The 25,292-nt window shown below is 59.6% G+C and carries 28 protein-coding genes and 1 pseudogene; 10 read left to right on the top strand and 19 right to left on the bottom strand.

From position 1 onward, the window contains the following. The first annotated feature begins 9 nt into the window (after positions 1-9). From ACTJJW_RS09620 to ACTJJW_RS09645, 6 genes are read left to right on the top strand one after another with little or no spacing between them, the layout of a single operon-like run. Positions 10-804 (top strand): ABC transporter permease, encoded by a 795-nt coding sequence (locus tag ACTJJW_RS09620; RefSeq protein WP_462644145.1) that lies wholly within the window; start codon positions 10-12, stop codon positions 802-804. Beyond that, entirely contained in the window at positions 801-1,574 is a 774-nt protein-coding gene (locus ACTJJW_RS09625) for an ABC transporter permease (protein WP_462644147.1), read from the top strand. The genes ACTJJW_RS09620 and ACTJJW_RS09625 overlap by 4 nt, the downstream gene beginning before the upstream one ends. 58 nt (positions 1,575-1,632) lie before the next feature. Further along, positions 1,633-2,442, top strand: coding sequence for an ABC transporter ATP-binding protein (locus ACTJJW_RS09630; RefSeq protein ID WP_462644278.1), 810 nt, complete (start codon positions 1,633-1,635; stop codon positions 2,440-2,442). After that, entirely contained in the window at positions 2,439-4,076 is a 1,638-nt protein-coding gene (locus tag ACTJJW_RS09635; RefSeq protein WP_462644149.1) for a thiamine pyrophosphate-binding protein, read from the top strand. Before ACTJJW_RS09630 ends, ACTJJW_RS09635 begins: the two co-directional genes overlap by 4 nt. 5 nt (positions 4,077-4,081) lie before the next feature. Further along, complete coding sequence (locus ACTJJW_RS09640; protein WP_462644151.1) at positions 4,082-4,774, top strand: 3-oxoacid CoA-transferase subunit A; 693 nt, start codon at positions 4,082-4,084, stop codon at positions 4,772-4,774. After that, positions 4,774-5,421, top strand: coding sequence for a 3-oxoacid CoA-transferase subunit B (locus ACTJJW_RS09645; RefSeq protein WP_462644152.1), 648 nt, complete (start codon positions 4,774-4,776; stop codon positions 5,419-5,421). The genes ACTJJW_RS09640 and ACTJJW_RS09645 overlap by 1 nt, the downstream gene beginning before the upstream one ends. On the opposite strand, the gene ACTJJW_RS09650 is transcribed toward ACTJJW_RS09645, so the two are convergent. Then, entirely contained in the window at positions 5,418-6,716 is a 1,299-nt protein-coding gene (locus ACTJJW_RS09650) for an ATP-dependent DNA helicase (protein ID WP_462644154.1), read from the bottom strand. The two genes, ACTJJW_RS09645 and ACTJJW_RS09650, sit on opposite strands and share 4 nt — an antisense overlap. A gap of 95 nt (positions 6,717-6,811) precedes the next feature. Between ACTJJW_RS09650 and ACTJJW_RS09655 the strand changes: the two genes are divergently transcribed. After that, positions 6,812-7,855 (top strand): hypothetical protein, encoded by a 1,044-nt coding sequence (locus ACTJJW_RS09655; RefSeq protein WP_462644156.1) that lies wholly within the window; start codon positions 6,812-6,814, stop codon positions 7,853-7,855. On the opposite strand, the gene ACTJJW_RS09660 is transcribed toward ACTJJW_RS09655, so the two are convergent. The 9 genes from ACTJJW_RS09660 to ACTJJW_RS09700 all read right to left on the bottom strand — a co-directional run bounded on the left by ACTJJW_RS09660 (position 7,856) and on the right by ACTJJW_RS09700 (position 14,262). Beyond that, positions 7,856-9,820 (bottom strand): cytochrome c oxidase assembly protein, encoded by a 1,965-nt coding sequence (locus ACTJJW_RS09660; protein ID WP_462644157.1) that lies wholly within the window; start codon positions 9,818-9,820, stop codon positions 7,856-7,858. Positions 9,821-9,964: 144 nt separating this feature from the next. Then, entirely contained in the window at positions 9,965-10,255 is a 291-nt protein-coding gene (locus ACTJJW_RS09665) for an HU family DNA-binding protein (protein ID WP_009773534.1), read from the bottom strand. 71 nt (positions 10,256-10,326) lie between these two features. After that, the gene (gene rpsN / locus ACTJJW_RS09670; protein WP_197106841.1) at positions 10,327-10,632 is read right to left on the bottom strand and encodes a 30S ribosomal protein S14; all 306 of its coding nucleotides are present in this window, start codon (positions 10,630-10,632) and stop codon (positions 10,327-10,329) included. Between the two features lie 2 nt (positions 10,633-10,634). After that, the gene (gene rpmG, locus ACTJJW_RS09675) at positions 10,635-10,802 is read right to left on the bottom strand and encodes a 50S ribosomal protein L33 (RefSeq protein ID WP_009773536.1); all 168 of its coding nucleotides are present in this window, start codon (positions 10,800-10,802) and stop codon (positions 10,635-10,637) included. Next, a complete protein-coding gene (rpmB, locus tag ACTJJW_RS09680; RefSeq protein ID WP_010204490.1) occupies positions 10,802-11,038 on the bottom strand; it encodes a 50S ribosomal protein L28 in 237 nt (78 codons plus the stop codon). The genes rpmG and rpmB overlap by 1 nt, the downstream gene beginning before the upstream one ends. 184 nt (positions 11,039-11,222) lie before the next feature. Beyond that, on the bottom strand, positions 11,223-11,606 hold the full coding sequence (locus ACTJJW_RS09685) for a Fur family transcriptional regulator (RefSeq protein WP_462644158.1): 384 nt from the start codon (positions 11,604-11,606) through the stop codon (positions 11,223-11,225). 10 nt (positions 11,607-11,616) lie between these two features. Next, on the bottom strand, positions 11,617-12,534 hold the full coding sequence (locus ACTJJW_RS09690) for a metal ABC transporter permease (RefSeq protein WP_462644160.1): 918 nt from the start codon (positions 12,532-12,534) through the stop codon (positions 11,617-11,619). Further along, entirely contained in the window at positions 12,531-13,331 is an 801-nt protein-coding gene (locus ACTJJW_RS09695; RefSeq protein WP_462644162.1) for a metal ABC transporter ATP-binding protein, read from the bottom strand. Before ACTJJW_RS09695 ends, ACTJJW_RS09690 begins: the two co-directional genes overlap by 4 nt. Before the next feature lie 13 nt (positions 13,332-13,344). Next, positions 13,345-14,262: a metal ABC transporter solute-binding protein, Zn/Mn family gene (locus tag ACTJJW_RS09700; RefSeq protein WP_462644163.1), complete on the bottom strand. Its 918-nt coding sequence runs from the start codon at positions 14,260-14,262 to the stop codon at positions 13,345-13,347. Positions 14,263-14,407: 145 nt separating this feature from the next. Here ACTJJW_RS09700 and ACTJJW_RS09705 point away from each other — a divergent pair. Both ACTJJW_RS09705 and ACTJJW_RS09710 read left to right on the top strand, forming a co-directional pair. After that, positions 14,408-14,551: pseudogene (locus tag ACTJJW_RS09705) on the top strand (xylitol oxidase); the annotation flags it as partial. 193 nt (positions 14,552-14,744) lie between these two features. After that, entirely contained in the window at positions 14,745-15,464 is a 720-nt protein-coding gene (locus tag ACTJJW_RS09710; protein ID WP_462644165.1) for a D-arabinono-1,4-lactone oxidase, read from the top strand. A 25-nt stretch (positions 15,465-15,489) separates the two neighbouring features. Here the strand turns inward: ACTJJW_RS09710 and ACTJJW_RS09715 are convergent, their stop codons facing one another. Beyond that, the gene (locus tag ACTJJW_RS09715; protein WP_462644167.1) at positions 15,490-16,641 is read right to left on the bottom strand and encodes an AI-2E family transporter; all 1,152 of its coding nucleotides are present in this window, start codon (positions 16,639-16,641) and stop codon (positions 15,490-15,492) included. Between the two features lie 304 nt (positions 16,642-16,945). On the opposite strand from ACTJJW_RS09715, the gene ACTJJW_RS09720 reads away from it, so the two are divergent. Further along, positions 16,946-18,022: a LuxR C-terminal-related transcriptional regulator gene (locus ACTJJW_RS09720; RefSeq protein ID WP_462644169.1), complete on the top strand. Its 1,077-nt coding sequence runs from the start codon at positions 16,946-16,948 to the stop codon at positions 18,020-18,022. A 152-nt stretch (positions 18,023-18,174) separates the two neighbouring features. Here ACTJJW_RS09720 and ACTJJW_RS09725 read toward each other — a convergent pair whose 3' ends face one another. From ACTJJW_RS09725 to ACTJJW_RS09760, 8 genes are all read right to left on the bottom strand, one after another. Continuing rightward, complete coding sequence (locus ACTJJW_RS09725) at positions 18,175-19,464, bottom strand: TRAP transporter large permease (RefSeq protein WP_462644170.1); 1,290 nt, start codon at positions 19,462-19,464, stop codon at positions 18,175-18,177. Beyond that, positions 19,461-19,970, bottom strand: coding sequence for a TRAP transporter small permease (locus tag ACTJJW_RS09730; protein WP_462644172.1), 510 nt, complete (start codon positions 19,968-19,970; stop codon positions 19,461-19,463). Before ACTJJW_RS09730 ends, ACTJJW_RS09725 begins: the two co-directional genes overlap by 4 nt. Continuing rightward, on the bottom strand, positions 19,967-21,010 hold the full coding sequence (locus ACTJJW_RS09735; RefSeq protein ID WP_462644174.1) for a TRAP transporter substrate-binding protein: 1,044 nt from the start codon (positions 21,008-21,010) through the stop codon (positions 19,967-19,969). Before ACTJJW_RS09735 ends, ACTJJW_RS09730 begins: the two co-directional genes overlap by 4 nt. 387 nt (positions 21,011-21,397) lie before the next feature. Beyond that, on the bottom strand, positions 21,398-21,829 hold the full coding sequence (locus ACTJJW_RS09740) for an aldehyde dehydrogenase family protein (RefSeq protein WP_462644176.1): 432 nt from the start codon (positions 21,827-21,829) through the stop codon (positions 21,398-21,400). Positions 21,830-21,871: 42 nt separating this feature from the next. After that, positions 21,872-21,994: a hypothetical protein gene (locus ACTJJW_RS09745; RefSeq protein WP_462644177.1), complete on the bottom strand. Its 123-nt coding sequence runs from the start codon at positions 21,992-21,994 to the stop codon at positions 21,872-21,874. Between the two features lie 702 nt (positions 21,995-22,696). After that, positions 22,697-23,833, bottom strand: a complete 1,137-nt coding sequence (locus ACTJJW_RS09750) for an alpha/beta hydrolase family protein (protein ID WP_462644179.1) — start codon at positions 23,831-23,833, stop codon at positions 22,697-22,699. Between the two features lie 40 nt (positions 23,834-23,873). After that, positions 23,874-25,070 (bottom strand): NAD(P)/FAD-dependent oxidoreductase, encoded by a 1,197-nt coding sequence (locus ACTJJW_RS09755; RefSeq protein ID WP_462644181.1) that lies wholly within the window; start codon positions 25,068-25,070, stop codon positions 23,874-23,876. Further along, positions 25,070-25,276, bottom strand: coding sequence for a ferredoxin (locus ACTJJW_RS09760; RefSeq protein WP_462644182.1), 207 nt, complete (start codon positions 25,274-25,276; stop codon positions 25,070-25,072). Before ACTJJW_RS09760 ends, ACTJJW_RS09755 begins: the two co-directional genes overlap by 1 nt. Positions 25,277-25,292: the final 16 nt, after the last annotated feature.

Consider the following 25,292-nt stretch of genomic DNA (forward strand, 5'->3'; position numbering starts at 1 on the left):
ATGACGAGTATGAGCAGCAGGATACGCAATAAACGGGTGGCCAACTCGGCGCTCGGACTGGCGGGTATCCTGCTGTTCCTGCTCATCTGGGAGGCAGTATCTCGTCTGGGCGTGGTGGAGGAGAGATTCCTCCCACCCGCCAGCACAGTGCTGGTCGCGTTCTTCGGCAGCCTCGGCGACCCGGACTTCTACCAGGCTGTTAGCGAAACCATGCTCGCTTGGACGATCGGCCTCGTCCTCTCGATTGTCGCCGCCGTCACACTCGGGCTCATCATCGGTTCGAGCTCTTTCCTCAGTAAGGCTACCTACTCGACCATCGAGTTCCTGCGCCCAATCCCGTCGGTTGCGCTGATCCCCCTCGCCGTATTACTTTTCGGATTCAAGATCGAGTCTTCCCTGCTCCTGATTGTCTACGCATCCTTTTGGCAGGTGCTACTCCAGGTGCTGTACGGGGTGGCGGATGTCGACCCGGTTGCCAATGACACGGCGAAGAGCTATGGGCTCGGCCCCCTCGCGCGGGCACGCTATGTTGTCTGGCCCACTGTGCTCCCGTACCTGATGACCGGCATCCGCCTCGCCTCCGCCGTCGCGCTCATCCTCGCCATCACCGCCGAGTTGATCATCGTCAGCCGCGGGCTCGGCTACCAAATCCGGCTCAGCCAGAGCGGTGGTTCAATTCCCGAAATGTACGCGCTCATACTCGCCACCGGGATGATTGGCGTCATCATCAACCTCGTCATGCGCGTCATCGAGAAGAAGCTGCTGAGTTGGCACTCATCGATCCGGCGGGAGGTCGTCGCATGATCCTCCTCAAACGTGCTGGTTATTTCCTCGGCCTGCCAGTTCTGCTCGTCACCATGTGGTGGGCGCTCACCCTTGGAGAGCCGAACTTCTTCGTTCCCACCCCGCAAGTGCTGGCTCAGACCTTCTGGGAAGTGTGGTCGGGCGAGAGATTCGTCACCGACTTCCTCCCCAGCGTCATCCGACTGTTCATCGGCCTGATCGCCACCATCGTTCTAGGGATTGTCGCCGGGATCCTGATCGGCTCCTTCCGCTGGCTACGTAGCCTCACCGAGCCGATGCTCGAGTTCTTCCGCGCCATCCCGCCACCCGTTCTCGTACCGCTGTTCATGCTGCTCATCGGCATCAACGATCAGATGAAGATCCTCGTCATCATCTCTGGTGCCATCTGGCCGGTGCTGCTGAACACGGTCGAAGGTGTGCGAGCCGTCGACGAGGTGCTCACCGACACGAGCAAGACCTACGGCATCAGGGGCATCTCCCGGCTGCGCTATTTGGTGTTGCCTGCAGCTAGCCCGCAGATCATGGCCGGCATCCGCCAGAGTCTGTCGATCGGCTTGATCCTCATGGTCATCTCGGAGATGTTCGGCTCATCGTCGGGTCTCGGCTTCACCATCGTGCTGTTCCAGCGCACATTCGCCATCCCAGAGATGTGGAGCGGCATTGCCGTGCTCGGCCTGATCGGTATCGCACTCTCCCTGATCTCTAAAGCTATCGAGGGCCGGGTGCTGCGTTGGTACCACGGCCTAAAAGAGGTACAACGTGACAGTTGACGACCTGACCAACGACCCCGCACCAGCAAGCAGACCAGGAAACACCATGACCACTCCAATGCTGTCGATCAAGAACCTTAAGAAGACCTATCAGGTGGGCGACGGCGAGATCGAGGCGGTACGCAACATCACCCTCGACATCGCGGAGGGCGAGCTCATCTGCATTGTCGGTCCGTCCGGGGCAGGCAAGACGACGCTGCTCAAGTGCATCGCGGGATTGCTGACTCCGACCGCTGGCAGCATCGAGTTGGCCGGCACGCCGGTCACTGGGCCACCGAAGGCCATGGCCGTCGTCTTCCAGGAGTACAGCCGCAGCCTTTTCCCGTGGATGACAGTTCGGGCAAACGTCGAGCTTCCGTTGAAGAACGCTGGAGTGTCGAAGGTTGAGCGCGACAAGCTGGTCGGCGACGCCCTCGAGGCGGTCGAGCTCGAGCACATGCCAGACAGCTATCCGTGGCAACTCTCCGGCGGTATGCAGCAACGCGTTGCGATTGCTCGCGCCGTCGCGTACCGGCCCAAGGTATTGCTAATGGATGAGCCATTCGCCGCCGTCGATGCACAAACCCGCGCCGATTTGGAAGACCTGGTCCGTGACATCTGGCACAAGCTAGGCGTCACCATCCTGTTTATCACGCACGACATCGATGAGTCGGTCTACCTGGCGCAGCGCGTGATCATGCTCTCGAACTCGCCCACTGTGGTGCAGGACGACCTGACGATCGATCTCCCCGACCAGCGAGACCAGCTCGAGACTCGTTCGAGCAAGCGCTTCGCGGAGCTTCGCACGCACGTCTACGAGCAGATCCAGATTGCGAAAGCTTCTAAGCCGACCGGGGTCACTGCGATTCAGAAGGTCTCAAAACGATGAAGGTCGGCGAAGCGGTCGGCCGGGCGCTGGCGCAGTGGGGAGTCGACCGCGTGTTCGGCGTTGCCGGCAGTGGCAACTTCGAGGTCACAGTCGCCATGATCGACGCCGGTGCGCAGTATGTTGCAGCGCGCCACGAGGGTGGTGCGACCACGATGGCGGACGGCTATGCCCGTCTATCCAAGAAGGTCACGGTCGCGAGCGTGCACCAGGGCCCCGGTCTGACTAATGCCATGACAGGTCTCGGCGAAGCCGTGAAAGCGCACACCCCGCTGATCATCGTCGCGGGCGAGACTCCGGCGACCATGAAGACTTCCAATTTCTGGTTCGACCAGGCCGCCGCTGCGGAGGCGTTGGGCGCGAAAGCATTCCGCCTCGAATCCCGGGAGACTGCGTTGGCGGATGCCGCACGCGCATTTTCGGTGGCTAGGCAAGGCCAAGCCGTGTTGCTGGGCCTCCCTCTCGATGTGCAGGCCGCCGAATTCGACTGGTCTGGTTCGGCGCCAGCACTCCCGCCTGTGCCCTCGCCGCCCGCACCATCCCGTGACACCGTGGCAGATCTGAGGTCGCGGCTCACCGCGGCGGAGCGTCCGCTGATCGTCGGTGGTCGTGGATCCTTCGCTGCGCACGACGAGCTCGTTCGTCTGGCAACGGCATCCGGGGCCCTTCTGGCAACCACGGCGATGGCTCGCGGCCTGTTCACCGACGATCCCTGGAACGTGGATGTCATCGGCGGGTTCGCGAACGCATCGATGGCTGAGATCATTCAGGGTGCGGACCTAATCGTTGCATTCGGCGCATCGCTGAACCGCTGGACTACTCGCAACGGCGAGTTGGTCGGTGACACACCCGTCGTGCAGGTGGATGTCGATCGCACGGCGTTCGGCCGCCATAGGGGCGTGGAGTCATCCGTCATCGGCGACGCCGCTCTTGTCGCAGGTGCCGTTGCCGACGCGCTCGGCCCGGCACTGCGCATCGGCTACCGCACACCCGAGACGGCCAAAAAACTGGCATCGGGACGACTGTGGCGCGACCAGCCGTTTGAGCCGCGCTCCGCCGAAGGCCGCATCGATCCGCGCATGCTCGCCATCGCGCTCGATGACCTACTGCCTGCCGAACGCATCGTCACCGCGGATGCAGGAAGCCACACCGAGTACACAGCCATGTACCTACAGATTCCGGATGATCGCGGCTATTGCCTGCCGCTGGGGTTTCAGTGCATCGGGCTCGCGCTACCCGCATCTATCGGAGCTGCCGTCGCCCAGCCGGACCGCCTACCGGTCGTCGGAGTCGGTGACGGCGGATTCATGATGAGCTTGGTGGAGCTCGATACGGCCGTGCGCCTCGGCCTGCCGCTCGTCGTGGTCGTCTACAACGACAGCGCATACGGGGCGGAAGTGCACCACTTCGGGCACAGCGGTCAGCCGCTCGACATTGTCGAGTTTCCCGACACCGACATCGCTGCTATCGCCCGCGGTTTCGGCTGCACCGGCATCACTGTACGATCACTCGATGACCTCAGCGGGTTTCGCGAGTGGCTAGACGGTGACCGTTCCACACCGATCGTGATTGACGCGAAGACCATCTCGTTCCCGTCCTGGGTCGACGCGCACGCGTTCGTCGGCGAGCCGAAGTAGCACCAATGATTTCCAAAATCGTTAGCAGCACGGCGGATGCTGTGCAGGACATCGCAGACGGCGCCACCGTAATGATCGGTGGCTTCGGCACGGCCGGGCAGCCAATCGAGCTGATCGAAGCACTACTCGAGCAGGGGGCATCTGACTTGACCATCGTCAACAACAATGCCGGGAACGGCACCACCGGGCTGGCGGCGCTTCTCGCTGCCGGGCGGGTACGCAAGATCATCTGCTCGTTCCCCCGTCAGGTCGACTCACAGGTATTCGACGGACTGTACCGGGCCGGTCAGCTGGAGCTGGAACTGGTGGCACAGGGCACACTGGCCGAGCGCATCCGAGCAGGCGGTGCCGGTATCGCCGCGTTCTTCACGCCGACCGCATTCGGAACCGCGCTGGCCGAGGGGAAGGAGACTCGTCACATTAACGGGCGCGACTATGTTCTCGAAGATGCATTGGTCGCCGACTTTGCGCTCATTAAAGCGCACCAAGGCGATCGCCTCGGCAACCTCGTATACCGCAAGACGGCACGCAACTTCGGGCCAATAATGGCGAGCGCCGCGGCCACCACTATCGCGCAGGTGAGCCAACTCGTCGAGCTCGGTTCCCTCGACCCAGAGGCTGTGGTGACGTCAGGTATCTTCATCAAACGGCTTGTCGGGGTCGGCGGCGCTCTGCCCGCAGTGACGGAAGGACAGTGATGAAGGGGCCATTAGACCGCGACGGGATGGCGAACCGGGTGGCGCAGGATATCCCCGAGGGCGCCTACGTTAACCTCGGAATCGGGCTACCTACTAAGGTGTCAAATTTTTTGCCAGTTGACCGCGAGATCGTTCTGCACACCGAGAACGGGATGCTCGGGATGGGCCCGGTCGCTAGGGCCGACGAGATCGACTACGACTTGATCAACGCGGGCAAGATCCCGGTGACCGAGCTGCCTGGAGCCTCCTATTTTCACCAAGCGGACTCATTCGGGATGATGCGCGGCGGCCACCTCGACATCTGCGTACTCGGGGCATTTCAGGTGTCGACCTCCGGCGATCTGGCCAACTGGCACACTGGCGGAGCGGATGCGATTCCTGCGGTCGGCGGCGCCATGGACCTGGCGATCGGCGCTAAACAGGTATTCGTCATCATGGAGCTGTTTACCCGAGACGGCCAATGCAAGCTGGTGACGGAGTGCACCTATCCGCTAACCGGGATCGGCTGCGTGAACACCGTTTACACCGACTACGCTGTCTTTGACCTCGGGCCGGACGGCATCTACGTACGGGAGCTTTTCGGAGACACCTCGGTCACAGGGCTTGCCGAAATGACCGGACTGCCCCTGCAGCAGCGACCCGGCTAAGCCTCGATCGCCGGGATGGGCTGAGTGCGCGACATGAAACGCACAACGTTGTCGTCAACTATTATGTCGCTCGGTCGCAGCGGACGGCTCAGGTAGAGCCCTTCAAGACTGCTGATACGGCTGAGGGCAACATAGGTCTGGCCCGGGGCGAACGAGCGCGATCCGAGGTCAACGATCGCGCTGTCATAGGTTTTGCCTTGCGATTTGTGAATGGTGACAGCCCAGGCCAACCGCAGCGGAAACTGCGTGAACTCGGCAACCACGTCTTTGCGAAGGGCTTTGGTGCGAGCTGAGTATGAGTACTTGAACTTCTCCCAGATCGCCGGCTTCACTTCGTAGTCGCGACCGTCGACTTCTACCCACACCGTGGAGGCGATCTTGGTTACGGTGCCAACGCTGCCGTTGACCCACCGCTGGGTTCCGCCCTCGTTGGTGTCATTGCGCAGGAACATCACTTGCGCGCCGACCTTCAGGTCGAGCGCATCGTCAGCAGGGTAGGCACGCCCACCAAACTCACCAGAAATTTCTGCTTTGGCCGTGAGCACTTTGCCGGGTAGCCGTGCGAGCTCTGTGGCGTTGATGCGGGTGACTGCGCTGTTTGTTGTTGCGAGGGTAATCGTTCCGTCCGTCGGGGCCTGCCGCGCCCCCACCGCATTGAGCCGCTCAGCGATCTCAGCCGTCACGCCGTTGTGGCGCACGGCGTTCAGCATGAACTTGAATTCGCCTTCATGTTGGCGGTGGATACTCGTCAGCTCATAAATCGTCAGGTCTGTCTGCTCCCACACCAGAGCGTCAAAGAACCACATCGAACGGTAGCGGTCGTCAAAGTAGGCGCGCTCATCCGGATCGCCAGGCACTGGAGCAAGCTGGTATGGATCACCAAAGAGCACCACTTGCACGCCGCCGAACGGTTCGTTCTTGCGCTGGCGAGCCTGGCGAAGACTGCGGTCGATGGCATCGAGGAGGTCGGCGTTGACCATCGAGACCTCGTCGATCACGAGCGTTTCGATGGTGTTGAGCAGTTTGCGCAGTTGCGGGTTTTGCTCGAGCTCGTGGTCAGCGATGACGCCAATGGGCAACCGGAACAGCGAGTGAATCGTCTGGCCGCCAACGTTGAGGGCCGCAACTCCCGTCGGTGCACAAATCACGATCTGCTTTGACGTGTTGTGTGAGAGGTGGTTGAGCAGTGTCGATTTTCCGGTGCCAGCGCGCCCCGTAACAAAGAGGTTGTCGCTCGTCGTCTCGATCGCAGCGAAGACTGCTGCTTGCTCGGGCGACAGGGTGATTTTTGACACGCAATCACCCTAATGCTGCTGATGACGGCTCCCCACCTCCTGCGCCACTTTCGTGGCGTGGCATATCTCTCACCTCAGCGGTTTAGGATGTGTGAATGCGTCGCGAGCTTGTTACCTGGTCTATCGTGCTCGGGCTGATTATCGCCGCCTTCGTGACCACCGTGGTTGTGCTCAATTCCACGATCTACGGTTCTAGTGGCTTCGTCCGCAGTTATCTCGGGGCGCTCGCTCGCCATGACATGGCATCGGCGTTGGATATTGCCGACATCCGCCTTGCAGAAGAACACGGTGCGGCCTCCGATGATGGGTCCGGCGCAACACCCATTGACACCACTGGCGCAGGCTCGATGCTGTTGGCTGGCTCGCACGATCTGTTGCGACCCTCCTCTCTCAGCTCGCTCGAAGACATCGAGATGGTCGAGAAAGAGACCAACGCCAACGGGACCGAGACGGTCACCTTTACTTTTGAGTTGGATGGCCGTTCAGCGCAGTCGACCTTCACTGTTACCCGCGCCGGAACCAACTTTGGCGTCTTCGCCGATTGGGATTTTGTCACCGCGCCGCTCACCATCGTGCGACTCACCGTCCTGAATTCTCAAGAATTTAACGCCAATGGGACCGATTTTGTGTCGTCGCAAGACGCCCCCTCGTCGTACGTCGTACTCACGCCCAGCAGTTTCGATATTACCCACACGTCAACGTTCCTTACGGCAGAACCCATCGTCGTCTCGGCAACAGAGCCGGGCGGCACGGTGCGTGCCAGGCTCGATGTCGTCGCAAATGCGGCGACGATTGCGCAGGTCCAGCGCGAAGTTGATGGTTACCTCGACGAGTGCGCCACCCAGGTGGTCTTGCTTCCAACCGGGTGTCCGTTCGGCCAGCCCATGTCCAACCGCATCGTTACGACCCCCGAGTGGAGCATCGCCGCGTATCCCCCGGTGTCGCTCAGGCCAGGCTCGGAGTCGTCGAGCTGGCTCATGCCCGCCACGGATGCCGTAGCCCATTTGCGCGTCAATGTGCGCTCGATCTTCGATGGCTCGGTTTCGACCTTCGATGAAGATGTCAGTTTTAGCGCAAGCTACCTCGTGAAGATCTTGCCCAATGACGAGTTGCTCATCACTGCGCAGTACCCGAACTAGCTAGCTGCGCTTCGCCAGCATGTCGTTGTAGGCGTCAAGTTCGGCATCCCCGTCGCGTTCGGCTTTGCGATCGTAGCGAACGGAGGCACGGCCGTCGCTGCGCCTCCACATGATGGCGACCGCGATGGCCAGTGAGATCGTAGGAATCTCACCGACGCTCCACGCGATACCACCACCAATGCGCTGATCCTGAAGCGCTGTAACGCCGGTGTCCCAACCCATTGCGCCGTACCAGTCGGCCAGCAGTAACCCGGTGCCTGTCATGAGACCGAGCCCGAAGAAGGCGTGGAACGCCATCGTGGCGAGCAGGATGAGCAACCGGATGGGGAATGCGGGGCGATGCGGCGAGGGGTCGATACCGATCAGCGCCTGCACGAAAAGGTAACCGGAGCCCAAGAAGTGGATGATCATCCACTCGTGGCCAACATGGTCGGTCGTTGCCCAGCGGAACAGCGGCGTGTAGTAGAAGACCCACAGCGAGACGACAAAGATGCCGGCAGCAACAACGGGATGCCCAATTATCGCCATGTAGCGGGAGTGCACGATGAGTAGAATCCATTCGCGCGCGCCACGGCTGCCATCGGTGCGTTTGGCGATGGCTCGCATCGCCAGGGTGACGGGCGCACCGGGTACGAGCAGCACGGGGATCATCATTCCGAGGGTCATGTGCCCGAGCATGTGCATCGAGAACAGATAACCCTCATACACGTTCACTCCACCGTTGGTGATGTAAAACAGCAGCAGCATGCCTAAGACCCAGAACACGGTGCGGTGGATCGGCCAACTGTCGCCGCGCTTATGGAGACGCCAGACGCCTGCGAGGTAGAAGAAGATCGCGAAGGCACAGATCAACACCCAGATGAGATCGAAGCTCCACAGGGTGAACAAATTGCTCACGGACACTGGCGGTGGAAGAGGTGAACCGGTGAGGTAGGCGGCTGGCGAGGAGTCCGGGGTATCCGCCGCCACGACTTCGGGAATGGGTGTGGGGGTTGCTGCCAGTGCGGCTGCTGCGCCTGAAGCGAGCCCCATGAATGCCAGCTCGGCCGAGACGATCCACCAGAACCATCCGCGGCTCTTGGTTTGGCTCGATTCGAGCCGGCGGATCGCGTAGTTGCGATACACGGCACCGAACAGTCCCAACATGATGAGCGCGAAGACTTTGACGAGAACGAGGAGCCCGTAGGGCGTCAGCAGGTTGCTCAGGTTCTCGACGCGAATTTCTGCGCTCACATAGCCGGAGACTGCTACGACAATGAAGCTGATCAGGGCGATTGTCGAATATCGACGCAGCACGAGGGTCAGCCGGTTCTTCGTAAGCTTCGGCTGCGCAATAGCGATCGCGAGGATGCCGCCGAGCCAGACGGCCGCAAACATGAGGTGCAGGAAGATCGCACTCGTAGCGGCATCGTGGTCTGCTGTGCCACCGCTGTGGCCCTGAAGCGCCATAGGAACGAGACCGGCAACAGCCAACACCAGCACGAAGGCGAGCCCAGTCCGGTTGCGCACCGCAAAGCACAGCACCGTCACCGCAGCCCCTATGAGCACCGTGGCAAGCCAGGCTTGGCCCAACTCGGTAACGGTCAGAAAGTTCGCCAGAACGTCGCCGAAGGCGCTTGTGAGGTCAATGGGTTGGTTGCGCACCGCAAGAAACGTGAAAAACCCGGTGAAAGCGGATGCCACAGCCCAGACCGCTGCCCCTGCAGCAGCAAAGTCGAGGGTGAGGGAGAACTCGTCCCGCTTTGGCGACATCGCAAAAATTGCGATCAGGAGTGCGCCAATTGCTGCGGCAAGCCCCAAGTTCACGAACAGCTTAGAGATTGGGAGACCCCAGCGAACGACTGCGCCAGGGTCGAGCAAGATGGGTGCTTCAACTCCGCCACCGAACTGAAGGCCCGCAACAACGGCAACTAATGCAACAACGAGCAGCAGGGCGGGTCCCGCTATCCGGCTGATTCGAAGCACTCCTCAAGAGTACTCGTCGCCAAAGGGAAGGCAGTCCACGAAAAGAAGGCTGACCACCCAGCAGGAGAGCTTGCCGTTAAACAAAACAGGGCGCCATCCCAAAGGATGCCGCCCTGTTTATGAAGCCTAAAAAGGCTGTGGTGCTTAGCCCTTAGCTGCTGCCTTGAGCTTGCTGCCTGCACTGAGCTTTACGCCGTTGCTGGCCTTGATCTGGATTGCTTCGCCGGTTTGCGGGTTGCGTCCGGTACGAGCCTCGCGGAATGTCTGCTCTGCAGCCATCCAACCTGGGATCGAAACCTTAACTCCGTTACCGACCGATTCGGACAGTACAGCGAAGAAAGCGTCTACGACGCCGGATACAGCAGCCTGGCTCTGGCCAGACTGTGCGGCAACCGCCGCTACGAATTCAGTACGGTTTAGCGACTTATCAGCCATGGGTGGTCCTCCTCGGACGTTGAGCAGTTAGTTGTTCCAGAACGTTAGGAAACGTCGGAACCGCTTGGAATCTACCAGCTTGACTTGGTAATTCCGGGCAACTCGCCCCGGTGAGCCATTTCACGGAACCGAACACGGGATACTCCGAACTGCTTGAGGTATCCACGGGGACGTCCATCAATGGCATCGCGACCGCGTACGCGGATCGGCGAAGCATCACGGGGAAGCTTCTGAAGTCCGAGGCGTGCAGCCTCGCGTGACTCGTCAGTTCCTGCTGGATCGACGAGAGCCTTCTTCAGCTCGAGACGACGCTCGGCGTAACGCGCAACGATGACCTTGCGCTGTTCGTTCTTTGCAATCTTGCTCTTCTTAGCCATATTTAGCGCTCCTCGCGGAATTCAACGTGCTTGCGAACCACTGGGTCGTACTTCTTGAGTACGAGGCGGTCGGGGTTGTTGCGACGGTTCTTGCGTGTCACATAGGTGTAGCCCGTTCCAGCAGTTGAACGGAGCTTGATGATTGGACGTACGTCCTGTGCCTTAGCCATTAGATTTTCTCCCCACGTGCAAGGAGGTCCTTGACAACGGATTCGATGCCACGAGCGTCAATTACCTTGATGCCCTTTGCGGACAACTGAAGGGTTACCTTGCGGCGAAGCGACGGTACGTAGTACGTCTTCTTCTGGATGTTCGGATCGAAACGACGCTTCGTGCGACGGTGCGAGTGCGAGATAGCGTGTCCGAAGCCGGGAATGGCGCCGGTCACTTGGCAGGTTGCTGCCATGGTCATACTCCTGTTCTAGTTACCGTAGGAACAAAGCCCTACCCAAGATCACTTGTCGGCACACGCCAACCACTCAATACAAAATTGAATTCAACACAGTGTTAACTTCAACACAGAGTTGACTTCAACACAGGGCGGATGGTGAGTGCGAGAGTGGAAGAAACCACTCGATCAACGGTATATGTTACGTGCTAGAGCACGCCGGGCACAAGCCGAAGACGTCAACGATGTGGTGCGGCTGAGTGAAACCATGCTCAGCCGCAACGTTTTTGGCCCACTGTTCTACGGCATCCGCCTTGATTTCTACAGTTGTTCCACATTCGCGGCAGATCAAGTGGTGGTGGTGCGAGTCGGGCGTGCAGGCACGAAACAGGCTTTCGCCATCTTGTTGCAGTGAGTCGGCGTCACCGGCGCCGGCAAGGTCTGCCAAGGCCCGGTACACGGTGGCAAGACCGATGGAGCTACCCGCGTCGCGCAGCGCACCGTGCAGCGACTGGGCGCTCACGAAGCCCTCTGAATCGGTGAGAGCATCCCGCACGGCTTCTCGCTGCCACGTATTGCGCTTCATAGTTGCCATTCTAACTTTTGCCCAGCGTGCTGGCGGTCGCCAATGCGGCTCCGGATGCTCGGCTCCCGGTGCGGCTGCCGGTGCGGCTGAGACCGCGTCGCGCACCGACCACACGGCACACGAGGTAGATCGCGAACGAGATCGTCGTGATGTACGGACTAATCGGCAACGACCCGCCAATAGCGAGCAGCACGCCTCCCGTTGCCGAGACAAATCCGAAGATCATGCTGAGCACCGGCACCAGACGAGGCGATGAAGAGACGCGCATTGCCGCAGCCGCCGGCGTCACGAGGAGTGCCATGACGAGGAGTGCTCCGATGATCTGCACCGCCACGGCAACCATGAGGCCAAGCAGCACCATGAACCCGAGCGAGAGCATCCGCGACGGAACGCCACGTGCCGCCGCAACTTCAGGATCAATGCTGTCGAAGGTCAGTGGGCGCCATACGACGAACAGTGCCGCCAACACGACGATGCTGATCCCGATGAGCAAGCCAAGCTGAGGGCCATCGACCGAAATGATTTGGCCGGTGAGGAGGCCAAACTTGTTTCCACTGCGTCCGGGGTAGAGCGCCAAGAACATAATGCCCAAACCCATACCAAACGGCATGAGCACGCCAATAATCGAGTTTCGATCGCGAGCCTTCGCCCCGAGCATCCCGATCACAATCGCAGCAATCAGCGAGCCAGCAATCGAGCCAGCAACAACGTTTACACCAAAGAGGAGGGCTGCAGCGGCTCCCGCAAAGGAGAGCTCGCTGATGCCGTGCACGGCAAACGCCATGTCGCGCTGCATCACAAACACGCCAATGAGGCCGCCGGCGATGCCCAACACCGCAGCGGCGATCAGCGAGAAGCGCACCAGGGTGAGCAGCTCGCCATAGTCAGTGAACCCGGCAATCTGGCTCCAGAAATCGTCGAAGGTCATGCGAGCTCCTCCTCGTGGTGATGATCGCCGTGGGGAATGCCCGCAACGATCACTCGACCACCAATACGAACAACCTCGACCGGCGTGCCATACAGCTCGGTGAGCACGTCACTGCGCAGCACCTCATCTGGCGTGCCGATCATGAAGTTTCCGTCAGCCAGGTACAGGATGCGGTCAACCATTCCCAGGACCGGATTCACATCGTGCGTCACAAAAACCACCGCGGTGTTGTGCTCGCGACGGCGCGCATCAATGAGTTCAGAGACCCCACGCTGGTGTTGCAGGTCGAGGCTCAGCAGCGGTTCGTCGCACAACAAGAGCACCGGGTCATCGGCCAGCGACTGCGCGACCCGCAAACGCTGCTGCTCTCCACCCGAGAGCGAACCGATCGGCTGGCTTGCATACTCGGTGGCGCCAACTGAGGCGATCAACTCGTCGACCCGAACCTTGACGCTGCGGGGGAGTGTTGGAACACCGAAACGGTGGCCGTTCACTCCGAGCGTCACCAAGTCGCGGCCACGCAACGGCGTACCAGGCGCGGCAAGTTTCTGCTGCGGAATGTAACCGATGCAGCGATCGCCGCGGCGAGCCGGATGCCCGGCAACCGTGACCGTGCCGGAATCAAGCTTCTGCTGCCCAAGAATTGCCTTCAGCAGGCTCGACTTGCCCGAACCGTTAGACCCGAGCACCGCCACAAACTCGCCAGGAGCAACATCAAGGTTCAGGCCAGACCACAGGGTGCGTGAGCCAAAGCCGAGCGCACCATCGTGGATGCTGAGCACAGGGGTAGCGGTCATGCCGTCACCCCGCTCATTTGGCAAGTGCTGCCGCAAGTGAATCCAGGTTTGACGACATCCATTCGACATAGTTTGAGCCCTCAGGCAACGTCTCCGTGAAAGACACCACGGGAAGCCCTGCCTCGACGGCGGTCAAGCGCACACGCTCGGTCTCTGGACTTGCCGTTTGCTCGTTGTACGCCAGCAGTGCTGCTTGGCCCGACTCGATGAGTTCGAGCACATCCCTGAGTGCGGTCGGCGACACATCGGTGCCCTCTTCGATAGCCTCGGTGAACTCGGCCGGGGTGTCGTTCGTCAGACCGACAGCCTCGAGGAGGTACACGGCGACAACCTCGCTAACGGCAGCAGCACGGTCGTCAGCCGACTCGGCGATCTGATCTGCCTGAGCCCCAAGGTCGTCGAGTTCAGCGAGAAAGGCAGCAAGGTTCGTATCGAATTCGTCGCTCGAGGCCGGGTCGAGCGTGCTCAGCTCGTCGGTGATCTGCTCGGCGATGCGCTCTACCGCTGGGAAGCTGTACCAGACATGTTCGTTGAAGCCCTCCACGTCGTCGGGTAGGCCTGACGCATCAACCGCGTTCACGAGAACAGCCGAGGCGCCGGCAGCTTCGTAGAGTGCCTCTGCGAAGGGGTCGTATCCGCCGCCGTTAAGCACCATCAGGTCGGCGCGGGAGACCGCGAGCTGTTCGCGGGCAGTTGCCTCGTAGCTGTGGGGGTCTTGAGCGATGTTACCGATGATGTTGGTGACGGATACGGCGTCACCGCCGAGGGTCGAGACAAGATTGCCGTACACACTCGTCGAGGCGACGACGTCGATCTTTCCGTCGTCCTCGGGTGGGGTGGTTGCTGAGCAGCCAGCGAGAGTGAGGGCGGAGACCGCGAGCACGGCACCGGTGGTGAGTGTGAGCGATCGGGAGCGGGTGATGCGAGACATCTAGATGTCCTTCTCAGGCCGAAGCCGGTAGTGGTAATGAGATTCGTTATCAGTAGCGTACACGCTAGAGTTTCTCACTGCGAATCGGGCAGGCAACCTGACCTACAGTGCCAAGGCGATCCTGCAACCAGCGACTGTCGACGAACTGCAGAGCCTCGTCGCTGGGTATCCACGCGTGCAGGCACTCGGTACCCGACATTCGTTCACCGATATCGCGGATACCCCGGGCACGTTGATCTCGCTGGCCGGCATTGATCCCGATCTCAGGATCGACCCCACAACGATGACCGTGAGCGTCACCGGCGGAACCCGCTTCGGGGTGCTCATCAACGGGCTGCAATCTCACCGGTTTCGCCCTGCACAACACCGGCTCGCTAGTCACGATAGACCGGTCCAGCGAATATTTATCCGCAATCGCCGTCGGTCTTGGTGCTTTCGGAATCATCACGCGCGTCACCCTCGATATCGAACCGAGCTACCGTGTGCGCCAGGATGTCTACCGCTTCGCACCCTGGGAGACTGTACTCGAACAACTAGACGAGGTCATGGCCAGCGCGTACAGCGTCAGCCTCCTCGCCAACTTCGCCAACCCCACCGTCATGCAAATCTGGCTCAAGACTCGGCTCGACGATGGCGAAGATCCCGAGATAGCTCCCACCCTGTTCGGTGGCGCCTGGTACGACGACTCAGACGAACTCGCACCAGAAAGTGTGAACCAACGCGCCAGCGTGCCCGGCCCCTGGTCCGAACGGATGCCGCACTTCCGTCTTGATCGCGAGCCCTCCAACGGCAGCGATGAACTACAGAGCGAGTACTACGTCAGCCGGAAGCACAGCGTGCAAGCGCTAGAGGTGCTGCGAACTCTGGGCGAGCAGATCTCCCCGCACCTTCTGATCTCGGAAATCCGCACGGCAGCAGCCGATTCACTCTGGCTCAGCCCCGCCTATCAGCAGGACGTCTTGTGCATCGGCTTCACCTGGGCCAAGCGTCCCGCAGACGTAACGGCGCTTATGCACGTGATTGAGGACGCCCTCGCGCCGTTTGCTCCCCGGCAGCACTGGGGAAAACTCTTCCACTACGGCGCGGACGTCATCGCCGAACGCTTCCCCCGGGTCACCGATTTTAAGGAATTGCAAAAACAGTACGACCCGGAGGGGAAGTTCTGGAACCCGTTCCTCGAACGCACTCTCGGCACGCCGTAGGCGCGCTCCGGTGTGCTGAGTCGCCTCAGTCTCGATCCGGCGCGTCGACCTCTTCGTGGTCCTCGTCGGCCTCGTCCGGCGCATCATCCGACACGTTCCACGTTTTGATAATCGCCCAGCCGACCGCCGCAATCGGAACCGACAACACCGCACCAATAATTCCGCCGAGAACCGTTCCTGCGGTCAGAGCCACCAGAATCACCAACGGATGAATGCTGAGCGATTGCGCCATCACGATGGGCTGAAGCAGGTTGCCCTCCAGCTGGTTAACGAGCACCACGATACCCAGAACGATGAGGGCGACAACCCAACCGTTTGTCACTAGGGCAACCAGAGCAGCCAAAATTCCGGCGACAGTTGCGCCAACAAGGGGAATGAACGCTCCAAGGAAGACAATCACGGCCAGAGGGAGGGCTAGCGGCACCTGCAGAATCAGCAGCCCCGTTCCAATTCCGATGGCGTCAACGGCGGCAATGATGGCGGTTCCGCGCACGTACCCGCCAAGGGTCTGCACCGCGGTACTGCCAATGCGGTGACCGCGCTCCCGACGCACGCCGTGCATCGGGCGCAGGAAGAACTCCCAAATCTTGTCACCGTCTTTGAGGAAGAAGAACAGAATCACGACGCCGAGCAGCACACCGGTGACGACCTGTGCTGCGGCAGAAACACCTTGAATGGCACCGAGCCCGAAGGATGCACTGGTGAAGAAATCCAGGGTCGCGTTCCACGCCTCGTCGAGTGCATTTTGGTCAATCGGGAATGGCCCGTCTAGAGCAAACCCCTTGAGCTGCTCAAAGCCGTCCGTCGCCGACGTCGCCAGCTCCGACCACTGGTCGCGCACAGCGAACACAATTGCGGTGACGAGACCGCCGAACACGAGGATGCCGCCAAGGAGCGTCACCCACGTCGAGAGCAGTGGGCCCATGCCGCGTCGGCGCATCCACATCACTAACGGACTTGCTGCGGCAGCGAGGATCAATGCAATCAGGACAGGAATCACGACGAGTTTGAGTTGGGTCAGCCCAAACACGGTCACGGAGACGAGAGTGAGCAGCAGGAGCACCTGCAGTGCTCGAGTTGACCAGGCACCGAGCCGGTCCGTCCACATTGCGCGCAGGCCGACGAGCTCGGGATCAGAGGAGGAACCGGAAGCGGGCGAATCCTTCGACGTAGTCATCTGGCCACATTAGCGCCAGAAAAGAGGAATCGACGGAGAAGGTTGTCCGGCCTTGAGAAACGCGACACCAGCTGAGCGGGAACGACGAGCTCATGGGCGAATACGACCACCGTCGCGCGGCTAGACACTGGCACCGGCGAACATCTTCCTGATGTTAACCTTGCAAACCAACTTGCGTCACGCCAACCGTTGAAGACGTCGCGCGACAGTGGTGATGGTAGTGTCTTGGGTCACGCTGGGGTACGAGATTACACCCCACCCAGAGCCACGAAGTAGTGGATGAAGGGCGAAGGTAGCTGAGATAATGACACACAAAATCGTGGATAGTCGATATAGACAGTACTCTGATGCGCTGCATTCTGCGGTGACGACCGACGAGGTTATCACTGCTTACCTCAAGACGGTGGGCGACGTGATCCCGGCGGCGGCACACGGCGTCTACGAACTAGACACAGCCAGCCTTTCGGTGATCAGTTCCCGGTCCAACCTACGCGGCGACTGGCTCGATAGATACGAAGAGTACGGGCGACAAGATGATCCAGTTCTGCAGTTTGTGCTCAAACAGGGCCGACCTGTTGACTCATCTCGCCTCCACAAAGAGGACGAATGGGAGTCGTCCGGTGCTCGGAAGGCCCTCCGCTTCCGAGGCCTCGCCCACTCTCTAGAAGCGCCAGTAGTCGTTTCCGGGGTCTTCTTCGGAACGATCAACCTTGCCCGCCCCGAAGAATTTCCTGCGTTCTCTTCCGCTGAGCTGCAGACCGCGAGCCTAGTAAGCGAACAGTTGGCAATTGCACTGGAAAGAGCACTGCACTACGAAACAACGGGCCGTCGAGTTTCAACCTTGGAGCGAACACTTGACCGGTTAGGGCAAGCGGTGATCGTCACAAACCTCGAAGGTCAGGTGCTCTACCAAAACCGCACAGCACGCCACGATTGGGGCGTCGAAGTCGATGTCGAAGGCGCACCCCTCCCCGGGGCGACCGCCAACGCAATCTTGACGGCGATGAGTGAGTTCCGCGGTTTGGGCAAAAGAGTCTCTGTCCGTAATTTAGAAGACGAGACGCTGAACCGGCGTGCAGTGATGAAGTCATACCGGCTCTCCGACAGCGAAGATACCGCAGTGTCGCTCATCTTTCCGTATGCTGACGGCCCAGCCGCCAGGCAGCTCCCGGTTTGGGACGTGTTAACTCGCCGCGAACAAGAGATAGCCCAACTCGTCAGCGAGGGACTCACCACCAAGCAGATTTCGGTGCGCGCCTTCATCAGCGAGAACACGACCAAGCAACACTTGAAGCGCATCTTTGTGAAGACTGGCGTGAGCTCGCGCGCAGAACTCATCCAACTGATCTGGACTTCAGGCCACACTGAGATTAAGGACTGACCCACCGAAACACGTTCTCTGTGCTGGCCCACTGAGGTGATCAGCAGAGAGAACGTGCCGGATTCAGAACATCCAGGATTGAGCTGTTCGTTGAAACCCAACCGAGCCTCGTGCGGTTGGTGAGCCCGGGCTACTGTGAGTCCGGGCTCCCGTCACGCGGCGAACAGAATGAGATCAGGCCACACGATAAACGCGGTGATCGCCAACGCGTAAGTTACGAAGTACGGTGTGACCCCCCGGAACGTGTCGATGATCGTGATGTCCGGATCAATACCCGTCACAATGAACGCATTCACCCCGATGGGCGGGGTAACCGCCCCCAGCGTGGTCACGAGCGTCACGATGATGGTCGACCAGACCAGATCGTAACCGAGTGCCGACAGCAGCGGGAAGAACAAGGGGATGCTAATAACCAGGAACCCCAAGCCATCCATGAGCGCCCCACCTAGCAGGTAGATCACGATAACAATCAGGAGAACCACCACGGGTGCTACGGGCAGTGCCTGCACCGAATCCGCGAGCTCAAATGGCATGCGTGTCAGCGTCAAGAATCTGCCAAACACGACCGCACCGACCACAAGCAACACAACGAATGAGCTGATGCGGAGGGTTTCAGTAATTGAACGCCGGAAAGCAGCCCACGTGAGAGAACGCGTCAACACGGCTATGAGCACCGCGCCTGCGGCTCCAACGCCAGCGGCCTCAGTCGGCGTGAACCAACCTACGAACATTCCCACCACTGCGAACAGGAATATCACTACGATTTCCACTGCCCCGCCGAGCGACCGGAACCTTTCGCCCCACGTTGCCTTTGGCCCTGCAGGACCAAGCTCTGGCTTTCGCCAAGCAATAAAGAGAGCTGTCAGCACCAGCAACACACCGATAAGAACACCGGGGAACAGTGCCGCCCGGAACAGTGTGGTGATCGACTGCTCCGACTGCACAGCGATGATGATCAGCGCCGTAGACGGTGGAATCAAAATGCCGAGCGTTCCACCGATCGCGACGGTACCACCAGCGAATTTCTTGTCGTACCCGTAGCGCTTCATTTCCGGGATGGCGATCGCGCCCATGGTCGCAGTCGCCGCGGAGTTCGAACCAGAAACCGCAGAAAAAGCCGCACTGGCTGCAACCGTCGTCGCTGCAACCCCACCTGGCAGGTGGCCGAGCCACTTGTAAGCGGAGTTGAAGAGCTTCGTACTCATCCCCGAGTTGAAGATCACTTGACCCATGAAAATAAACAGTGGGATTACCAACATGCTGTATGACGCAGTCTGCCGGTAAACGTCAGAAGCAATTAGCTGCATGGCCGCGCCTGGCCCAGCGAACAGCACCATTCCGCCCAAACCGACCGATAACAGAGCAAACGAGATCGGCATCCGCAGAAAAATTAGGACAAGCAGGACAACAATGCTGAGCACTGCCAAGGCGATCGGGGTCATCGTTCCTCTTCCTCAGACGTTTTGGTGATCCAGGCCTGAATGATCCGCACGAAATCACGGACGAGAGCAAGCACAACAACGCCGAACCCAAACATGAGGACAAACACCCAGGGCCACGTAGGGGCTTTAAGGAGCTCCGTAGTCGAACCGGTATTGGTCTGCGCCAAACCGTAACCCCACAGTGCATACATGACGACGACAAAGACCACTATCGACAACAGCGTTATTACGGCCTCAACTACGAGTTGAGTCGGTTTGTTGAGGCGTGCGGTGAGAAGGTCGATTGAGACGTGCGCCTTCGCAACCTGTCCATCACCGAAACTCAGCCCCAGAACGACAACGCTGAGTAGCCCCATCAACTCGTACGTTGCGGCGATGGGTGTTCCCATGAGCCGCAAGACGATGCCACTGACCAGCAACACGACAGCTAAGAGGAGCGCAACCCCGGCGACCGCGGCGGAAGTCCGCGCGATCGCCGGGATTACACGAGGGAGGATATCCCTCATCGCGCGGCGTTTTCAGCCGCAAGTTCTCGCATGCGAGCGAGTACGCCTTCAGAATCGAAGTACGAGTCAGCGTTCCTCTTTACCCACTGATCTGCCTGGCCGTCCAAGATCTGATCCCACTCGGCTCGTGCAGCGTCGCCAACCTCAACGACCTCAACACCGTGCTCGTCCTTGGCAAAGTCGATCGCGGCCTGGATGGACTCATCGTGGCCCTGCGAAGCGAAGAGCATCATTTCTTCGCGCAACTCGGCAATGACTGTCTTAACTTTTTCTGGCAGGGCATCAAAGCGGTCTTTATCCATGACGGCAACAAAACTGTTCGACGTTCCAAATGGATAGTCGGTCACAGAGCCGATTGACTCAGCAAGACCGAAGTCCTTCATGACCTCACGTGACGACATGTAGCCCTGGATTACACCGGTGTTCAGTGCTTCCGAAACCTCTGCCATCGACATTCCAATCGGTGCCGCTCCGAGCTCTTCAAGCACCGGCACGTTTGCCCCGGCAGCTCGCAAAGACATACCGGAGATGTCGGCCTCCGACACGATGGGTGTCTTGGTCTGCAGGTACGACGCCTCTGTCGTGAATGCGGTGATTACCTCATACCCGTCGAACTCCTCTGGTTCATACTCGTCCAGGAGCTGCAAGAAAGTACGCGACGAAGTTTCTGCGCTGTCCATACCGATCGGCACGTTAATCACAGAGGAGAACGGGAATCGCCCGGTGTCATACGCCGGTGAGTCCAACCCAATGTCGACAACGCCTTCGGTTACTCCGTCGAAAATGTCGCCGGAGCTGAGCAATGTGCCGCCAACGAACAGTTCGACCTCAACCTGTCCATCAGTGCGCTCGCTGATCTGGTTCGCCCATTCTTCCATCTGGACTGCGGGGAACGACGCCGCCGGCGCGAAGAACGCGTAGCTCAGGGTGATTGGTCCGTCACCCGTGGACTCTCCAGTTTCTGCTGTACAACCCGTGAGTACTAAGGCACCCGCCACTAGAGCAGCAAAGCCCGTGAATCGATAGCTATTTTTGATCATAAGTTTTCCTCTTCGTTGAGATCTATATGTCTGTGAAGGAGTAGCCGCCTAATCCGCTCAATTCGAGCGTATTTCGTCGGCGCTTGGCTGTTGATATTCGAAAATCGCATGGATTCTCGGGGGGGGGGGTTGATCCCGTCGGCGAGAAGTGATTCTCCCTTACGGTATTCGTCTCCATTGACAACCGAATATCGAGTTCATTCGTAGAGCAGGCTATGGCCGAGCACGCATCACTCGCGTCACCCGAGTGGGTGGAATTATCGATCTAGTCTTTTTCCTGCGTGATACCGGCGCCAGGTGTCGAGCGCCTGCGCTGTATACGTTTGCTGTGCAGTCGGGTCTCCAGATTCCATCGCGGATGGGGCGGACCCGCCTATTAGTGCGCCCCTAGTACGGATAGCGAGTCTGGCCGTGGTTGACAGAGACCCGCTGCTGGGTCGTGATTTCGCCGATCGTCGCCTGACCACTCAATCGTCCCATGCCAGAGTGCTCTTCTCCGCCGAAGAGCACGAGTGGCTCGTCCGCGACGGTCGAGTTGTTGATGTGCATTATGCCCGTATCAATACGCTTCGCGATGCTCATACCCTTCGCAAGGTCCCGAGTGTGAAGCGCGCCCCCGAGCGCATAGTTTGTGCCGTTCGCGAAGGCAGCGTCGATACGAGTTTCGAGGTTTCGAACCTCACGCTGGTTGATGAGCGGTCTGAGGACGCTCGAGGGATCTGCAGAATCGTGTGTCTTCAGCGTTGAAACCTTCTTCACAAACTTTTCGCGGAACTCACTAGCGACACTCGAGTGCACGAGCAGCCGGTTCGCTGACATACAGATCTGACCCTGATGGGTGAAGCGGCTAAAGACAGGTGACTAGGCAGTGAACACGTGTGCGCGCGAGATCAGATGCTCAAGAAAGTAGTCTCCGATCTCGGTGATCGGGGTCTCTTCGTGGGGCTTCATGAACACGCCGTTGCCGGTTGAGGGCGTGGCCACGACGTAGCGTGAGCCGTCATTTTCTCCCAAGCCAGCTATGAGGCCTTCGCAGGCTCGTACGCCTCGTCGATGTCTTGCTTCGAGGGGATGCTGAAGGTTCCTATCGCTTCATCATTGAACGGGTTGGTCACCACCAGTTCCTTGCTGGCGGTTCCATCGCGCTATTCGCCTCCGACGTATCGCTTCGCAAATATTGTGAGATTCATCAAGAACTATCTCCTCGTTTGTCAGTAAGTTCTGCGAAGTCGATCAACAGGACTACCTGATAACTGTTCCGCTCGATTGGCTCTGCAGACCGGAAGGGTCAGACCAGCGACGAGCGCGATCCGGTTATTTAACAGCAGCGCCTGGCAAAATTCGCTGTCGGCGTCGACCATGTGTCGAGATACGGGGGCACAATTAAAAGGAGTTCTATGTGGAATTTTCTTTTCTAACTTCAGGCGCGACTAACGTCAAAAGCCTGTTCTGCTCGCTTGAGTTCCTCCGCAGCGCTGGGCGGTCGAACCCGGGATCCAGCTAGTTAGAACGACTGTCAGCACCGTCGATCCGCCAACAAACTGCACGAACAGCACTGCGTGTATTTTCTTGGCCAGGACGCTGAAACGGAAGCCAAAGGAATATAGTTCACGCTGCCGATGCCAGCGGGTTATGAGTCGAGGCTGTGACGGGTTATCGTGCCCGCCACAGCCTCGCTTATCTGCTCTAGATCCGGTGAAGGAACCAGTCACCCAGTCGCGCACCTGCTACTGACATGTAGTCATAGCTGCAGTGCAACGAGCCGGCTCCATCGTAAATGTCTACCGTGACGTCGTCGGAAGTAAGTGCCTCAACAAAGCGCTCCGCTCCCTTGATATCCATGATGATGTCGGCGGTGCCGTGCATCACGTAGACGGGGATCTTCAGCTTGTCGGCAATGCCATCGAGCGTGAACTCTGCGAGCTTGGTACGCGCCTCGGCATCGTCCTTCGATCCCGTCAACCACTGCAACTGCTTCTGCAGCGGCGGGTAGAACTCGTAGAAATCCGTCAAAATGCTCCACGTGCCACACCATGCAGCGACCGCTTTAATACGCGGCTCAAAAGCTGCGGCCCGTGGTGCGTAGTATCCACCGAAGCTCACGCCGGCGAGACCGAAACGATCCGCATCGACGTCGCTACGCTCCTCGAGGAAGTCGAGAATAGCGGCAACCGGTACTTCGTAGTCGGGGCGGCTATACATTTCCTTGAACCGCAAAGAGCTTCCGCGACCAGGAGTATCCACCATCACGACGTTCATGCCGCGCGCTGGGAACTCGGTGCCGCCGAGAGAGTAAAGCTCTTCGGCCCAGGAGTCAGCTCCTCCGAGGAAAAGTACGGTGGGGCGAGCCTGACCGGAGCTATCCGGGCGCACGATGTAACCCTCCATCTCCTGCCCTTCGAAGGGAACGGCGATAGGTTCGATCAGCCCTCCCGAGAGCTCTGCGGCCTTCTTGAAGTTCTTCGTGCCCTCGGTGTATGCCACAGCGCGGCGAGGATCAAACGAGTCGAGGAAGAACTCCGAGTGACGCCAGTAGCTCATCGACCGGTGGAATGCCCGGCGGGCTGTCGTGTTCTCGCCGCGCTCGAGTGCCGCAGTGGCCTCCGCAGCGACATCTGTCGCCGTGCGGGTCCACTCACGTTGCCAGACCTCAGGGTCGGTAGTCTCAGTGCCGATGCGACCTGCCGTGCGAGCACACTCGAAGAGGTCAGCGCCGCCAACGGCAACCTGCGAAAGTAGACGCATGGTCTGCAGCGACCAGTCCTCATCTTGGGGGAACAGCTCGATAAGCGACAATGCGTCGCCGTTGTTGCTAGTAGACATTCTCTATCTCCTTCAGTGTTTTCTTACAGTGCATGGTGAATTAACGTGCCGCAATGAGCGAGGCCTCGACGGCTTCATCCCAAGGTGTACGGTTCTGAATCGCGACTTTGTATTTCGCGAGCTGGCGGGGGGAACCGATGCAGACAGCACCGATGAGCACCCCGTCGCGCCCAAAGGTCGCGACAAGCTTGTCGTCTGACATGGTCTCGATGTTCGTCTGGTCCGCACCGGCAGTTCGACCGACGAAACGCATCTTCGTGTCGAACTGATCGGTCCAAAAGTAGGGAACGGAAGCGAAAGGATCGCGGTTGCCGAGAAGTGTGGTCGCAGCGTGGCGACCTTGTTCGACAGCGTTCGTCCAGTGCTCGACTCGCATCTGCTCTTCGAAAATCGGATTGCGCCAGTTAACGATGTCTCCCGCGGCGACAACGTTCGGCACGGAGGTCATCAAGTCTGGGGTGCAGGTGACACCATTCGAGATCTCTATCCCGCTGTTCGCCAGCCACTCGACTGCAGGCGTTGACCCAACACCAGCAACGACAATGTCCGCCTGGATGACGCTGCCATTTTTCAACGTCACTACAGCGCCGCCATCGACGCCCCATTCGATCGCGTCGAGCGCGCTACCGCACCTCACGTCCACACCGTTGCGTTCGTGCAGACCCTGGTACCAGCGTCCAATATCACCGACGAATACTCGTGAAAGCGGTGCCGGCCCTCGCGCGACGACCGTGACGTCAAGGCCCTGCGACCGGGCTGCGGCCGCGACTTCGAGGCCGATGAAGCCACCACCGACAAGCACCAAGTGCTTTCCCGGCACGAACTCCGCCCTCAACCTGACGGCATCATCCATCGAGTGCAAGACGTGCAGTCTGGGGTCGCCGTGTGCAACAGAAAGCTCGCGTACGGAGGAACCAGTGGCAAGAACCATCCCATCGTACTCAAGTTCTGTACCGTCTTCTAAGGCAACTCGCTGCGCCACAGGATCGAGGCCACGAGCACGATTCCCGAGCACAACGTTGATCCCGTTCTGCCCGTACCAGTCGGCTGGCTTGAGCAGAACCTGCTCTGGCGCCATGTCTCCGAAAAGCATCTGCTTCGACAACGGCGGCCGGTCATAAGGCAAACTACCTTCAGCGGAGATCAGCGTCAGATCCCCGTCAAAGCCGTGCTCGCGGAGGGCCTCTGCGGCGTTTACACCCGCAAGAGACCCCCCGACGACCACGATGCGATCCATTAGAGATCCTCGACCACGATGGCTCGAGCTGGACATCCGCGCGTAGCCGCATCAGCCTGAGCTCGGAGTGCTTCATCATGCTCGTCTCCTCCAAGAATGATGGCCTTATTGGTGTCATCATCGATGTCGAAAAGTGCAGGAGCTTCGATGAGACAGTTGGCATAGCCTTGGCAAAGGTCTAGATCGACCGTAACTTTGAACGCCATTCTCTTCATCCTTTCG

The organism is Rhodoglobus galactosidasius (genome assembly GCF_054957775.1).